Annotated in this window: 14 protein-coding genes and 1 tRNA gene; 13 read left to right on the forward strand and 2 right to left on the reverse strand. The window is 45.4% G+C overall.

Translation table 11 applies throughout. The features are described 5' to 3' along the window. Positions 1-111: 111 nt before the first annotated feature. The 9 genes from trxB to AC1S8V_RS00890 all read left to right on the forward strand — a co-directional run bounded on the left by trxB (position 112) and on the right by AC1S8V_RS00890 (position 9,477). Complete coding sequence (gene trxB, locus AC1S8V_RS00850) at positions 112-1,071, forward strand: thioredoxin-disulfide reductase (protein ID WP_482072062.1); 960 nt, start codon at positions 112-114, stop codon at positions 1,069-1,071. 162 nt (positions 1,072-1,233) lie between these two features. Then, positions 1,234-2,265 carry an AI-2E family transporter gene (locus AC1S8V_RS00855; RefSeq protein WP_482072063.1) on the forward strand — a complete coding sequence of 344 codons (1,032 nt, stop codon included), beginning with the start codon at positions 1,234-1,236 and terminating at the stop codon, positions 2,263-2,265. A 443-nt stretch (positions 2,266-2,708) separates the two neighbouring features. Beyond that, entirely contained in the window at positions 2,709-3,659 is a 951-nt protein-coding gene (locus AC1S8V_RS00860) for an ROK family glucokinase (RefSeq protein ID WP_482072064.1), read from the forward strand. Positions 3,660-3,710: 51 nt separating this feature from the next. Continuing rightward, on the forward strand, positions 3,711-4,610 hold the full coding sequence (rapZ, locus tag AC1S8V_RS00865) for an RNase adapter RapZ (RefSeq protein WP_017691251.1): 900 nt from the start codon (positions 3,711-3,713) through the stop codon (positions 4,608-4,610). A gap of 13 nt (positions 4,611-4,623) precedes the next feature. Then, positions 4,624-5,610 (forward strand): gluconeogenesis factor YvcK family protein, encoded by a 987-nt coding sequence (locus AC1S8V_RS00870; protein WP_482072065.1) that lies wholly within the window; start codon positions 4,624-4,626, stop codon positions 5,608-5,610. Between the two features lie 6 nt (positions 5,611-5,616). Next, positions 5,617-6,549: a DNA-binding protein WhiA gene (gene whiA / locus AC1S8V_RS00875; RefSeq protein WP_482072066.1), complete on the forward strand. Its 933-nt coding sequence runs from the start codon at positions 5,617-5,619 to the stop codon at positions 6,547-6,549. A gap of 266 nt (positions 6,550-6,815) precedes the next feature. Next, a complete protein-coding gene (locus tag AC1S8V_RS00880) occupies positions 6,816-7,085 on the forward strand; it encodes an HPr family phosphocarrier protein (RefSeq protein ID WP_056695263.1) in 270 nt (89 codons plus the stop codon). A 155-nt stretch (positions 7,086-7,240) separates the two neighbouring features. Beyond that, on the forward strand, positions 7,241-7,993 hold the full coding sequence (locus AC1S8V_RS00885) for an SIMPL domain-containing protein (protein WP_482072067.1): 753 nt from the start codon (positions 7,241-7,243) through the stop codon (positions 7,991-7,993). 386 nt (positions 7,994-8,379) lie between these two features. Beyond that, entirely contained in the window at positions 8,380-9,477 is a 1,098-nt protein-coding gene (locus AC1S8V_RS00890; protein ID WP_482072068.1) for a stalk domain-containing protein, read from the forward strand. Positions 9,478-9,643: 166 nt separating this feature from the next. Here the strand turns inward: AC1S8V_RS00890 and clpP are convergent, their stop codons facing one another. Both clpP and AC1S8V_RS00900 read right to left on the reverse strand, forming a co-directional pair. Then, positions 9,644-10,240 carry an ATP-dependent Clp endopeptidase proteolytic subunit ClpP gene (gene clpP / locus AC1S8V_RS00895; protein WP_017691245.1) on the reverse strand — a complete coding sequence of 199 codons (597 nt, stop codon included), beginning with the start codon at positions 10,238-10,240 and terminating at the stop codon, positions 9,644-9,646. A 177-nt stretch (positions 10,241-10,417) separates the two neighbouring features. Continuing rightward, positions 10,418-10,492, reverse strand: a tRNA-Arg gene (locus AC1S8V_RS00900). Between the two features lie 427 nt (positions 10,493-10,919). On the opposite strand from AC1S8V_RS00900, the gene AC1S8V_RS00905 reads away from it, so the two are divergent. The 4 genes from AC1S8V_RS00905 (at position 10,920) to tpiA (ending at position 15,181) form a co-directional block, all read left to right on the forward strand. Continuing rightward, positions 10,920-11,945 carry a sugar-binding transcriptional regulator gene (locus AC1S8V_RS00905; protein WP_482072069.1) on the forward strand — a complete coding sequence of 342 codons (1,026 nt, stop codon included), beginning with the start codon at positions 10,920-10,922 and terminating at the stop codon, positions 11,943-11,945. Positions 11,946-12,051: 106 nt separating this feature from the next. After that, complete coding sequence (gene gap / locus AC1S8V_RS00910; RefSeq protein WP_017691243.1) at positions 12,052-13,059, forward strand: type I glyceraldehyde-3-phosphate dehydrogenase; 1,008 nt, start codon at positions 12,052-12,054, stop codon at positions 13,057-13,059. 151 nt (positions 13,060-13,210) lie between these two features. After that, complete coding sequence (locus AC1S8V_RS00915; protein WP_036674741.1) at positions 13,211-14,392, forward strand: phosphoglycerate kinase; 1,182 nt, start codon at positions 13,211-13,213, stop codon at positions 14,390-14,392. Between the two features lie 36 nt (positions 14,393-14,428). Next, positions 14,429-15,181 (forward strand): triose-phosphate isomerase, encoded by a 753-nt coding sequence (tpiA, locus tag AC1S8V_RS00920; protein ID WP_017691241.1) that lies wholly within the window; start codon positions 14,429-14,431, stop codon positions 15,179-15,181.

Here is a 15,181-nt window from a genome sequence, read left to right on the forward strand (position 1 = left end):
GAAAACGGGTAAACTTAACGAATGGGCCTCGAAAACGCCTGTAGGATATCATCTTGGCAAGTTCATCGCTAGTACAATACACATTCACCTTATCAAGGAGGCTGTATCTATATGTCTAAATACAGAACGATTGTGATCGGAACGGGACCTGCGGGTCTGACAGCAGCGATATATCTGGCTCGTGCTAATCTGAACCCACTGGTTATTGAAGGTCTTCAGCCGGGTGGTCAATTGACGACGACAACGGAAGTTGAGAATTTTCCTGGTTTCCCGCAAGGTATCATGGGTCCTGAACTGATGGATAACATGCGTAAGCAAGCAGAACGTTTTGGAGCGGAATTCAAAAACGGTTGGGTGGAAGAAGTTGATTTTAGCAAACAGCCTTTCAAGATCAAGGTTGGCGGAATCGGCGAATTGGAAGCTGAATCGATTATTATCTCCACAGGTGCTTCTGCTCGTTACCTCGGTATTCCGGGCGAGCAGGAAAATGTGGGACGTGGTGTAAGTACATGTGCAACATGTGACGGTTTCTTCTTCCGCGGCAAAAAAATCGTGGTTGTGGGCGGTGGTGACTCCGCAATGGAGGAAGCGAGCTTCCTGACTCGTTTTGCAACGGACGTCACATTGGTTCACCGCCGGGATGAATTGCGTGCATCCAAGATTATGCAGGATCGGGCTCGCAACAATGAGAAGGTGAAGTGGGCGCTGAACCGTACTCCACTTGAGGTTGTGCCTGAAGCAATGGGTGTCAAAGGGCTGAAGGTACGCAATAATGAGACGGGGCAGGAAGAGTTGCTTGAAGCGGATGGCGTATTCGTTGCCATTGGTCACACGCCAAATACCGGATTCCTGGGTAATGCGATCACACTGGACGAACATGGTTATGTTGTGGTTAAACCGGGAACAACGGAGACCAATATTCCGGGTGTATTTGCCTGCGGTGATGTTCAGGATACGAAGTATCGTCAAGCCATTACGGCAGCCGGATCAGGTTGTATGGCTGCGATGGATTGCGAGAAATTCCTTGAAGGAAGCATTGTGCATGACTGGAGCGAAACGTTGGATAAGTAAGCATGACATCCGTGAGGTTAGGCATAGGCTAGAAATAAGAGACAACGGGAAGTCTCATAAAATGAGAGAAGCCGGAAGGCTTCTCTTTTTTTGAAACTATAGTGGGCATGAGTTCGTATACATATGGGGCATATTAGCTGTGAGGTGAAGATTTTGGGGGAAATGATAAAAGATTGGTTACAAAATGCAACAGTGAGACGGTTTTTGATTCTGCTCTTATTCTGTTTAATTTTGTTCAGTATGGGGAGTATGCTGCACATGATTCTGCTGTTGTTCCTGGTGACGTATGTCATGAACAGGCTACAGCATTTCATTACAGGTGGCCTGAATCGGCTGTTTCCGGTCAACTATAAAGTCGTGGTCATCCTGCTCTATATGATCGTTATCGCAGTGATTGTGCTTGGTATATCCAGATATTCACCGCGGATTGTGGATCAGGTCGTTCAGTTGACGAACGAGATTATGAAATTTCTGGACAGTGCAGATGGTGATAATTTTGCTTCCAAGATTGCGGGTTACCTTCAATCCTTCGATATCAAAAATTATACCAATGATGCATTGAAATATATTTTTGCTTTGAGCAAATGGTTGGAGTTTATACTGCTCGTTATCATTCTGAGTCTGTTCTTCTTGTTGCAGAAGCAGGAGATATCCAAATTTACGTCCAAGTTCAAAACAAGCAAAATCGGATGGTTTTATACGGAAGTAGCTTACTTGGGCGATAAATTTGTTTCTTCTTTCGGTAAAGTGATTGAGGCACAATTGCTGATTGCTGTATTCAATACGGTGCTGACGATGCTGGGGCTCTGGATTCTTGGATATCCGTATTTGTTCGCATTGACCATTCTCGTATTTATGTTAAGTTTGGTGCCTGTGGCAGGGGTGATCATCTCCCTGGTGCCGCTCTGTCTGATTGGGTATCAGATGGGTGGACTGAAACTGAGTATTATCGTGATCATCATGATCATTATCATTCATGCGCTTGAAACCTACTTCCTGAATCCGAAGCTCATGGCACACAAGACGAAATTGCCGATGTTCTATACCTTTATCGTACTGATTCTGTCGCAACATTTCCTGGGGATCTGGGGACTGATCATTGGTATTCCAATCTTCGTCTTCCTGCTCGATATTCTGGATGTGAACAAGATGGAGAAGACAGAAGAGCCGGTACGTGTGGAAACGAAGTTATAATGTAAGAAGATCAACCGAGTTTAATCAAATTCTACAACTTCAAATTTTTATAAAAGTAAGGGCGCCTTCCATCTGCGGAAGGCGCTTTTGTGTTGGCAATACCTTCATTCGGCAGCTCGCTGCATGAGAATGACAGGTGGTGGGGTGGGTGAGATGGGTCACCACTCTGAGGTGACGATGATCATCTTTTACGAATGGAACGAGTGAAGATGCAATATCATGAGTTGAGGCTTCCTCTGCTATGGAGGAAGGAATAAAGCGTACGTTTATAAACGAAGGTAATCCGATTGTATACGTATTCAAAAATGGTGTGTGATGTGGTTCACAACCCTAACGGAGCATAGTGTATCCAAGGTCTTATCGTCTTGACCCAGGCGTATCCTTCAATTATAGTTGGTACGTAGGACTTAAACTATTTTAGATAGATAAAGGTGGCTTGCAGCATGTCTGAGAAAATCTACGTTGGGGTCGATCTCGGCGGAACAGCAATCAAGGTCGGTATATGCGATGAACAAGGTCAGCTAATGCATACGTATGAAGGACCGACTGAAGTGGATAAGGGCGTAGACACGGTCATCGCCAACATCGAGAAGTATGTCCGACATATCGTAGCCAAATCACCTTACAGTTGGGAACAGCTTGAGGGTGTAGGTGCTGGAGTGGCCGGTTTCACGAATGTACGCGAGGGAATTATCGTTCATGCCCCTAACATCGGATTTCGGAATGTAGCCATTCGTTCGATTCTGGAAGAACGTCTGGGCAAGCCAATCAAAATAGATAACGATGCGAATGTAGCTGCACTGGGTGAAGTATGGGCAGGTGCAGGAAAAGGCGTAGACAATTGCGTATGTTATACCCTCGGTACGGGTGTTGGCGGAGGCTTGATCCTGAATGGAAACATCTATCAGGGATTCTCAGGTATGGCGGGAGAACTGGGGCATATTAGTGTTGTACCTGATCTGGAGGCCATCAAGTGCGGCTGTGGTAAAATGGGATGTGTTGAAACGGTATCGTCTGCTACAGGAATTATCCGTATGGCGAAGGATGCAGTAGAACGCGGTGATCATACGTCACTGGCACTCGTCGACAAGATTGCAGCCAAGGAAGTATTCGATGCTGCGAAGGCAGGCGATGAGGTGGCACAGCGCATTGTAAACCGTGCGGCCTTCTACCTGGGCAAGTCCATGGCTACTGTAGCAGCTGTCATTAACCCGGAGATGTTCATCATCGGTGGTGGCGTATCCAAAGCGGGTAATTTCTTGTTTGATGAAATTCGTACCGTATTTGCTAGTTTGACACCGGAACCGCTGCAAGAAGGGGTTCAGATCCTGGAAGCTACACTTGGTAATAATGCAGGTATTGTGGGTGCAGCAGGTCTTCTCTTGCGTTCCTAGTAACCTCGTAACAATATACGAAGACAGCAATATGATAAGGAGGGGACATTTATGCTTGAAGGTGAAGGCTCACCAGGCACAGGCGCCACGCTCATTATCATTACGGGCATGTCCGGAGCAGGTAAAACGATTGCAGTACAGAGCCTGGAGGATTTGGGTTTCTTCTGTGTGGATAATCTGCCGCCGGTATTGATTCCAAAATTTGCGGAACTGATTGAACAGTCGAATGGCAAGATTGGTAAAGTTGCATTGGTTATCGATCTGCGCGGGCGTGAATTCTTTACGGCTCTGTCCGAGTCTTTGAACTATATTAAAGATCATTTTACCATTCATTGCGAAATTTTATTCCTGGATGCTACAGATTCTGTACTTGTTCAACGTTACAAAGAAAGCAGGCGCAGACATCCGCTGGCTCCTGAGGGCATGCCGCTGGACGGCATCCGGCTGGAGCGCAAGATGCTGGAGGAACTCAAAAACTCTGCAACTCAGGTACTGAATACAAGTACGATGAAGCCTGCTCAACTGAAAGAACGCATCATATCTCGCTTTTCTCATCTGGAAAGCCAAATGCTGTCGGTGAATATTACGTCGTTTGGATTCAAATATGGCATTCCAATCGATGCCGATCTGGTGTTTGATGTACGTTTTTTACCGAATCCGCATTATATTGATCATTTGCGTCCGAATACGGGGCAGAATAGTGATGTGTATGAATATGTCATGAAATGGCCAGAGACACAGGCGTTTCTGACGAAGCTGCTGGATATGCTGCATTTCCTGATTCCGCAATACCGGAAGGAAGGCAAAAGCCAGGTTATTATTGGAATCGGCTGTACCGGAGGCAAGCATCGTTCGGTAGCAATATCGGAATATTTGGGCAAGATGTTGGGAAGCAGCGAGACTGAAGCTGTCACCGTGAGCCATCGCGACGCTGACCGGGACCGTCATTGAAGAGGGTGAAGGGATGAAAGAGGCCGGACCACGAAGAGAACGTCCGAGAATAGTTGTAATGGGCGGCGGAACCGGATTATCCGTGATGTTGCGCGGTTTGAAAGAGAAGCCGCTGGATATCACGGCCATCGTCACGGTTGCAGATGACGGTGGAAGTTCAGGCATCCTGCGCAATGAGCTACAGATGCCGCCTCCGGGCGACATTCGCAATGTGCTTACGGCACTGGCTGATGTAGAACCATTGCTTTCAGATATGTTAAAGTACCGTTTCAATACAGGCGCGGGGCTTGCAGGCCACAGCTTGGGAAATTTGATTTTGGCTGCAATGACGGATATTTCGGGCGACTTTGTGACCGCGGTGCGGGAGCTTAGCCGCGTGTTTGCCGTTCGAGGTGAGGTATTACCAGCAGCCGGGCAGGCCGTGGTGTTGCATGCGGAGATGGAAGATGGGACAATTATTACAGGTGAGTCCAAAATCCCTGAGGCGGGTGGACGCATCAAACGTGTCTTCCTTGAACCGGATCACGTGGAGCCGTTGCCAGAGGCAGTAGAGGCCATTCGTCAAGCTGACGCCATTCTGATCGGGCCAGGCAGCCTCTATACAAGCATCCTTCCCAATCTACTCGTACCGAAGCTTGCTGAGGCTGTGGTAGAGGCTGATGCGGTGAAGATGTTTATCTGTAATGTCATGACACAGCCAGGAGAAACAGATAACTATACGGTAAGTGACCACCTTAAGGCGGTACACGAGCATATAGGTCATCAGCTCTTCGACTATGTTATCGTAAATAATGGTGATATTCCGCTGCAAGTGCAGAATAAGTATGCGGAAAAAGGAGCAAAACCGGTTGTACTGGATATGAATGTACTCGAAAGTGTCGGCTATCAGGTGGTTGCAGATACGCTTGTTCTGTTCAAAACCTATCTGCGTCATGATGCCGACAAGTTAAGTCATCACATCTACCAACTGGTACAAAATTGGATGTTACGGAAGAGGTGAAGTCCCATGTCGTTTGCAGCACAGACCAAAAAAGAGTTAACCATGATCGAGAGCGAACCGTGCTGCGAAAAGGCGGAACTTTCAGCCCTCATCCGTATGCTTGGTGCAGTGCAATTATCGAATAAAAAAGTCATCTTGGATATTTCGACGGAGAATGCCGCCATCGCAAGACGGGCATACTCTCTGCTTAAAAAGCATTTTCAAGTGCATACGGAATTACTGGTCCGCAAAAAAATGCGGCTGAAAAAGAACAATGTATATATTGTTCGTATTCCAACCATGGTACAGGAGATTCTCAATAGTCTTCATATTGTATCTGAGGGCTTCCTGTTTACGCCAGGGATTAATACGGAGCTATTTCAGCAGAACTGTTGTAAACGGGCCTATCTTCGCGGTGCATTTCTGGCAGGTGGATCGGTCAATAATCCGGAAGGTTCTTCGTACCATCTGGAGATTGCGTCCATGTATGAAGAGCACTGTCAGGCACTAGTTGACTTGGCCAATGAATTTCATCTGAATGCCCGGTGTATAGAACGGAAAAAAGGATTCATCCTATACATTAAGGAGGGCGAGAAAATCATTGAGCTGCTCAGCATCATTGGTGCTCACCAGGCCTTGTTCAAGTTTGAAGACGTACGAATCATGCGAGACATGCGTAACTCCGTTAACCGGATTGTCAATTGCGAGACCGCCAACCTGAATAAAACGATCGGAGCGGCAGTAAGACAAATTGATAATATCCGGTTGTTGCAAAAGGAAGTTGGTCTGGAATCGTTGCCTGAGAAGCTTCGTGAAGTTGCGGAGGTTCGACTGGCTCATCCGGATATCAACTTGAAGGAAGTTGGCGAACTCCTTAAAGGTACAGTCAGCAAGTCGGGTGTGAACCATCGGCTTCGTAAAATTGATGAGCTGGCTGAAAAAGTACGAGCAGAACGGTAGGGTTAAGGTTAATACGTAGTAGGGTAAATTAACAAGGTCGCTTGTTTTTATGGAACAAACCGTCGGTTTAGTTATGCGTTAAGGAGCGAGAAGAGTCACTCAGGTAACTTGGTGCGATGTACAAAAGGCAAAATGGGGCATGATTATGCCCTTCAAAGTAACCTGAGTTTTTTTCTTCTAGTGTCCTGCACGGGTTAATGTTATAATGTTGTATAAATATAATTGTGTATTTAATGTCCAGATTTCATAATAGGGGGTAAGTTTCCATGACAAAGCACCCGGTAGTTGTCCGTTTGAAAACGGGTCTCCATGCCAGACCTGCGGCACTTTTCGTTCAAGAAGCGAATAAGTACTCATCTGAAGTGTTCGTCGAGAAGGACGACAAAAAAGTTAATGCAAAAAGTATCATGGGGATCATGAGCCTTGCGATTAGCACAGGTACGGAAATCCATATTAGTGCAGAAGGCGCGGATGCCGAACAGGCTGTAAACGCTTTAGTTAGTCTGGTAAGCAAGGAAGAGCTCGAAAACCAATAAGATATGATCATCCAATGAAGAAGTCCCGAAAGGGGCTTTTTTGCGTTTTTCACGTTTATGCTATCGTCAAGTGCAACATTATGGAATTTGTCCCGTCTGTTAAGGTATCAAATCGATTAAAGTTTGAGATGTTAACACATAAGGAGGCTATCGTGATGGGTAAACAATGGATGAAACCGTTCGGTGCGGTGCTGGTGGCAAGTACGTTGCTTGTTGGAGGAACAGCATGGGTTGCACCAGGTAACTATGCATACGCTGCAGAGGTTCAGGGTGTACAACAGAATGTAATTAATGTGGTGGGTAAAGGTGAGATTCAGGTGAAACCTGATATCGCTTATCTGTCCATTGGTGTGAACAGTACTGCGGAGACAGCTGCATCTGCCCAAAAAGCCAATGCTGCTAAAGTTTCCAAAGTAACCAACTTGCTAAAGAATACGTGGAAGATCAGTGCAGATGACATTCAAACGAGTCAGTTCTCTGTACAACCCAACTACACGTATAGCGAAAAAGACGGACAACAAATTAAAGGATACACAGCGCATCATACGCTGACAGTCACATATCGTGAGATGGACAAGATCGGCGAGCTGCTTGATGCTGCTTCGGGTGCGGGTGCCAACAATATTGAGAATGTGCGCTTTACTGTAGAAAATCCGGAAAGTTATGAGTCTCAAGTGATTGAGAAAGCTGTTGCCAATGCAGATGTGAAAGCTGGAGCTATTGCAAAAGCAGTTAAACGTCAACTCGGTGCTGTTCTTTCCGTAAGCCAAGGTGATGCTAATGTGCCTGTGTTCTATGCAAGTGAGGCGTTGATGTCCAAAGCACAAGATACAGCAGGTGGTACGGAGATTGAAACAGGCCAGGTTAAAGTGAGCACAATCCTGAATATCACTTATGAAATGAAATAAACAAGATTGAACTAGATTGTAAGCTCAAGTAACCTTTTCAAGTGTCATTTGAAGGGTACAACGAAATAATGACAAAGACTTTGTCCTGTGGACAGAGTCTTTTTTTTGTTGGAAAAGCAAACTTTGATGAAGTTAGATAGGGGTGTCCCTTTTAGAAGCTGCATGAAATGCTGTTTTTGGTATCTTTTTTGTACAGTTGTTCGTGACAAAAAGGTCATATCCCGTTATTTTTTCCGTCTGATAATCATCAACATTGTAACTCGAGCTGTAAACCTTTCCGAAATCGGGTTAATTATAATAGAGAGGTGAGCGTATGAGATATGCGATCAGGTCAGGATTACATACGCAATGATCCCTAATTGTGAATTCAGAGAGGAGTTTTATATATGACATCATGGAAAAAATGGACAAGTGCGCTGCTTGCAGCAGGAATTATTGTAGGTAGCGGTTCGGTGTGGCAGGATAGTTCGGTTCAGGCAGCATCGGTATCCTCGAAAGTGACAACCCCGGCTGAGGTAACTCTGAAATCGGGTGGAAAAACACTGACTCAAAAAGGACTTCTTCAAGGTGGCTCAACTTGGGTATCTCTTACGGCAGTTAAAGATGTGGCAGGTGGAACGCTGAAATATGATGCGAAAACCAAAGAGTACGCTTTGACAGCAGCCAATAACACGATGACGATCAGCCTATTGGATGGCGAGCCGAGTGTTCGAATTAACAACTATTATCCTCAAGTGGACGCAAAGCTGATCAACGGCAGATTATATATCCCATTCTCAGCAATGAGAGATTATCTGGGTGTACAGGGAAATTGGGATGGCAAAACAAAAACGTTGACACTCAGCAAGGTGAAACAAAATAACGTTAAAATTAAAGCGGCAACAGTTAATGTCACTGTGAAAAATGCTGAAGTAGATGTTCAATATCCACAGGTGAGTGGACTTGCCAGCAAAGAAGCTGAAGCGGCGATCAACAAAGTGCTGAAAGACGAAGTGGATGCTTATGTAGCTGACTTTAAAAAACAGACATCTGAATTCGGCGGTGCAACAGCTAATCGTCCATATGCATTTGAGAGCTCTTATGTAGTGACGTACAACGAAAAAGGCGTGCTGGGACTCATTACACAACGATACCAAGATTATGCTGGCGCTCATGGGATGACATACCGTACGGGCCACACCTTTGCACTGGACACAGGCAAGGAGCTTACGTTAGATGATGTGCTGCAAAATAACAAAACCATGCGCGAGACGTTGAGTAAAAAAGTGGGTGAACAACTGAAAGCCCGCGGCGGGTACCTCGACGGTTACAAAGGATTGAATAAAGATCAAGATTTCTATGTGACACCAACGGGTGTAGTTGTGTTCTTCCAGTTGTATGAATATACGGCATACGCAGAGGGATTCCCTGAAATGCCATTTACGTACAAAGAGCTTCTCCCTAAAGGCACAGAACCTTTCAGTAATGTAACGGGAACCAAATAAAGAATCATTATTATGCACTCTTCAGTTATCTTTCTTATAAAATGAAAAAAAGAAGCCCTCATCATGATTATGATGAGGGCTTCTTCCCGTATAGACAACACAATGAGGTGTTGCTGATTACGTTAGGTGTTGATATGTTAACGCGTAGACCGTGTCTACATTACACTTAGATGCCTTGGGAACCTACGTTTTCAATAACTTTATCAATGATACCGTAATCGGCAGCTTCAGCAGCACTCATGAAGTAGTCACGATCTGTATCTTTCTCAATCCGCTCCAGCGGTTGACCTGAACGCTCAGAGATGATGCGGTTCAAGGTATCACGCATTTTCAGGATACGGCGAGCGCGGATTTCGATGTCGGAAGCTTGACCTTGAGCACCACCAAGTGGTTGGTGAATCATGATTTCACTGTTAGGCAACGCAAAACGTTTCCCTTTTGCACCGGCATTCAACAAGAATGCACCCATGGAAGCCGCCATACCTACACAGATGGTAGATACATCCGGTTTGATGAATTGCATTGTATCATAAATGGCCATACCAGCTGTAATCGATCCGCCTGGGCTGTTGATGTATAAGTGAATGTCTTTCTCCGGATCTTCCGCAGCCAGGAACAACATCTGTGCCATAATGGCATTAGCCACTACGTCATTAACATCGCTACCAAGGAAAATAATACGATCCTTCAGCAATCTGGAGTAGATGTCGTAGGCGCGCTCACCCCGGTTGCTCTGTTCAACGACCATTGGAATAAAACTCACGTGAAAAACCTCCTCGGAATGTAAATGTTATTGGTGTTTCTACTTAAACTGTTACCGTATTACCCACATAATAAACAATTCCAAACAAAAAGTCAAAGAAAGTCAAACTAACTTACAAAAAAAAGAAACCTTTCCGGTTTCATGGGTTAAAAGGGTTATGAGCTGTTAAATAAAAAATGGCGCGCCCGCCAAGAATCGAACTTGGATCTCAGGCTTCGGAGGCCTACGTCATATCCATTGGACCACGGGCGCACATTATGTGACAGCAATACTGATTATAGCTCATGAAATATTTAATTGCAAGCAGTTCATTGTGGATGTGGTTTGGATTGAGCTAAAAATGATCATGATGAAGAAGAATGGATAAAGAGCGCATTTATGTAAATGCTAATAGAGGTTTTGGACATGCCGTATGAAATGTAATTCTGAGCGATATGTAGATGAGAATAATTTATTTCTTCTATATATGGTATGCGTAAGGTAGTCCTTGATCAGGTGAAGTCTAGGATTGTGAAAATAGGCGCGTACAAACGGTAGAAGCGTGTCGAAATAACACGTTGAAACACTTGCATGTCACGTCAGTTTTAGGTAGAATAGACGTGGGACTTAAAAAGTTAACCCGGGACGTTTTAGGGCCACGAAAGAGAGCTTGGAACGAGAACTTGCGGGAGTGGAAAGCATGCGAACGATTTTAGAAGTACAAAAGCAGCTTCTGCCTGATCTCATGGATATCTTGAAAAAGAGGTATACGATTCTGCAACAGATCATGTTATCGGATGTGATCGGACGAAGAACGTTAGCTAATTCCATGCAGATGACCGAGCGGGTTCTGAGGGCTGAGACCGATCTGTTAAAGGCTCAGGGACTTATTGAAATTGACAGTGCAGGAATGAAGATCAGCGAGGCAGGGTATGATTTGCTGCAGCAGTTAGAGCCCGTAGCCAAAGAGTTGTTCGGATTATCCGAGCTGGAAGAGCGCATCAAGCAAGCCTACGGTCTGCAAAAGGTAGTTGTGGTTCCTGGTGATTCGGACGTATCTCCGTTTGCCAAAAGGGAACTGGGCAGAGCCGGAGCGAAGGCTCTCGGCAATATCATGAGTGACAACGACGTTGTCGCCGTTACTGGCGGATCAACAACGGCCGAAGTCGCAGAGCAACTTAATCCACCAACATCTCTCAAAGGTGTCTGGTTCGTACCGGCACGCGGTGGACTAGGAGAAAGCCTTGAAATTCAGGCGAATACGATCGCATCCACAATGGCAAAACGGGTAGGAGCGCAATACAAACTCCTGCATGTACCGGATTTGCTTAGTGATCATGCCTATGAATCATTAATCCAGGACCCCAGTGTTCAGGAGATTCTGCAGCTGATTCGGAAATCGCGGATTGTTATTCATGGAATTGGTGATGCCGTGGAGATGGCGACAAGACGTAAACTTGCGACGGAGATTATAGATGAACTTCAGGAGCAAGGAGCTGTATCTGAATCTTTCGGTTATTACTTTAACGATCAGGGTAAGGTGGTACATACCATGCTTACACTGGGTATGCGACTTCAGGATATTGAACGAACCGATGTTGTGATTGGAATTGCAGGTGGCAAAAGCAAAGCTGCTGCTATACATTCCGTGTTGCGATTTGGTCAGGAAGATATTCTGATTATTGATGAGGCTGCTGCCGAAGTCATCGTTGCTGAATTGGAATAAAAGTTTATTTTTCACCTCAACCATTGTTGTCTTGACGGACTTTACCGTCTGTCTTGAATATATAAGTTTCATAAAAAATTAATCAAAACTTGGGAGGAACTTACTCATGATTAAAGTAGGTATTAACGGTTTTGGACGTATTGGACGCTTGGCATTCCGCCGTATTCAAAATGTAGCAGGCATCGAGGTAGTAGCAATCAACGACTTGACTGACGCTAAAATGCTGGCTCATTTGCTCAAATATGATACAACTCAAGGTCGCTTCGATGGCGATGTTGAAGTACACGATGGCTTCTTCAAAGTAAACGGCAAAGAAGTTAAAGTATTGGCTAACCGTAACCCGGAAGAACTTCCTTGGGGCGACCTGGGCGTAGATATCGTTCTGGAATGTACTGGTTTCTTCACAACGAAAGAAGCAGCTGAGAAACACTTGAAAGGTGGAGCTAAGAAAGTTGTTATCTCCGCACCAGCTACTGGCGACATGAAAACCATCGTTTACAACGTAAACCATGAAATCCTCGACGGTACTGAAACTGTAATCTCCGGCGCATCTTGCACAACAAACTGCCTGGCACCTATGGCAAAAACGCTGCAAGACAAATTCGGAATCGTTCAAGGTTTGATGACTACAATTCACGCTTACACTGGCGACCAAAACACGTTGGATGCTCCACACCCTAAAGGTGACTTCCGTCGTGCTCGCGCAGCAGCTGAAAACATCATCCCTAACACAACTGGTGCTGCTAAAGCAATCGGTCTGGTAATCCCAGAACTGCAAGGCATCCTTGATGGTGCAGCTCAACGTGTACCAGTAGCTACTGGTTCCCTGACTGAGCTCGTAACTGTTCTGAACAAAAAAGTAACTGCTGAAGAAGTTAACGCAGCTATGCAAGAAGCTTCCGATCCAGAAACTTTCGGATACACAGAAGACGAAATCGTATCTTCCGATATCCAAGGAATCACTTTCGGTTCCCTGTTTGATGCAACTCAAACTAAAGTTCTGACTGTTGGCGACCAACAATTGGTTAAAACTGTAGCTTGGTATGACAATGAAATGTCCTACACTGCACAATTGGTTCGCACGTTGGAGCACTTTGCAAAAATGATTAAGTAATATCTGCAATAACATAGAGCGGAAACAGATGCTATATTGTTTCCGCTCTTTATATATCTACATTTTGCAAATTTCTCAAAAACACCAGGATTGACAAGAGATTTTAGCTCTTGATTGGTCCACCAAATACATGGGTGCGGAGGAAATACAGATGAACAAAAAAAGTGTACGCGATATCGAATTGACAGGAAAACGGGCTTTTGTCCGTGTAGATTTCAATGTGCCGCTCGAAGATGGTAAAATTACAGATGACAAACGTATTCGTGCAACGCTTCCTACAATCAACTTCTTGATTGAAAAAGGCGCTAAAGTCATTTTGGCAAGCCACATGGGTCGTCCAAACGGCGAAGTGGTTGAATCCTTGCGTTTGACTCCAGCAGCTGAGCGTTTGTCTGAATTGCTGGGTAAAACCGTTGTTAAAGCTGACGATTCTGTTGGTGATGCTGTTAAAGCTCAAATCGCTGAACTGAACAATGGCGACGTATTGTTGCTTGAAAACGTTCGTTTCCACGCAGGCGAAGAGAAAAACGATCCGGAACTGGCAAAACAATTTGCTGAACTGGCTGACGTTTTCGTTAACGATGCGTTTGGCGCAGCTCACAGAGCACACGCTTCGACTGAAGGAATCGCTCACTTGCTGCCAGCAGTGTCCGGTTTGTTGATGGAGAAAGAACTTGAAGTGTTGGGTAAAGCCATCTCCAACCCTGAGCGTCCTTTCACAGCCATCATTGGTGGATCCAAAGTTAAGGACAAAATCGATGTAATCGACAACCTGCTGAACATTGCAGACAACGTGATCATCGGTGGTGGTCTGACTTACACGTTCTTCAAAGCACAAGGACATGAAATTGGACAATCCTTGCTGGATGATTCCAAACTTGATGTTGCTCTCGGTTTCATCGAAAAAGCGAAAAAATTGGGCAAAAACTTCTACCTGCCGGTAGATATCGTAGTGTCTGACGATTTCAGTGCGAAAGCAAACACACAAATCGTTGACATCGACGGCATCCCAGCAGATTGGGAAGGTATCGACATCGGTCCTAAAACACGTGAGATCTATGCTGACGTGATCAAAAACTCCAAATTGGTTGTATGGAACGGACCAATGGGCGTATTTGAAATCGAGCCCTTCTCCCACGGTACTCGTGCAGTAGCAGAAGCTTGCGCAGAGACAGAAGCTTACACTGTAATTGGTGGCGGTGACTCCGCAGCAGCAGCTGAGAAGTTCAAATTGGCTGACAAAATGAACCACATCTCTACAGGTGGCGGTGCATCGCTCGAGTTCATGGAAGGCAAAGTACTTCCAGGCGTAGTGGCATTGAACGACAAGTAAGTTTTAGTAGTCTATAGCATGAAGGAGTTGAAACCCATGAGAACACCGATTATCGCAGGTAACTGGAAAATGTTCAAAACGGTTTCCGAATCCAATGACTTCATTCAGGAAGTTAAAGGAAAAGCGGAAGTTGAAGGCGTGGAAACTGTAATCTGCGCACCGTTTACAAATCTGCCATCCCTGGTAGAAGCCGTTAAAGGCACAAACATCAAAATTGGTGCACAAAATCTTCATTTTGAAGACAACGGTGCATTCACAGGTGAAATCAGCGGTGTAATGCTGAAAGACCTGGGTGTGGATTACGTCATTATCGGTCACTCGGAGCGCCGTCAATATTTTGCGGAAACCGATGAGACTGTCAATAAAAAGTTGCATGCAGCATTCCGTCACGGATTGACTCCAATCTTTTGCCTTGGTGAGACGCTTGAAGAGCGCGAAGCGAACCAAACGAAAGACGTATGCAAAGTGCAAACAGAAGCTGCTTTGGCAGGTCTGTCTGCAGAGCAAGCGGCACAAGTCGTTATCGCTTATGAGCCAATCTGGGCGATTGGTACAGGTAAATCCTCCACTTCCCAAGATGCGAATGAAGTTATTGCTTACATCCGTACGCTGGTGAAGGATCTGTACAACGAGACGGTTGCGAGTGCAGTTCGTATTCAATACGGCGGCAGTGTTAAACCGGAAAACGTAACAGAATACCTCGGACAAAGCGACATCGACGGCGCGCTTGTTGGCGGTGCCAGCTTGCAGCCGGCTTCGTTCATCGCGCTTGTTGAGGGGGCGAAGTAA

Source organism: Paenibacillus sp. B46(2026), from assembly GCF_056786355.1.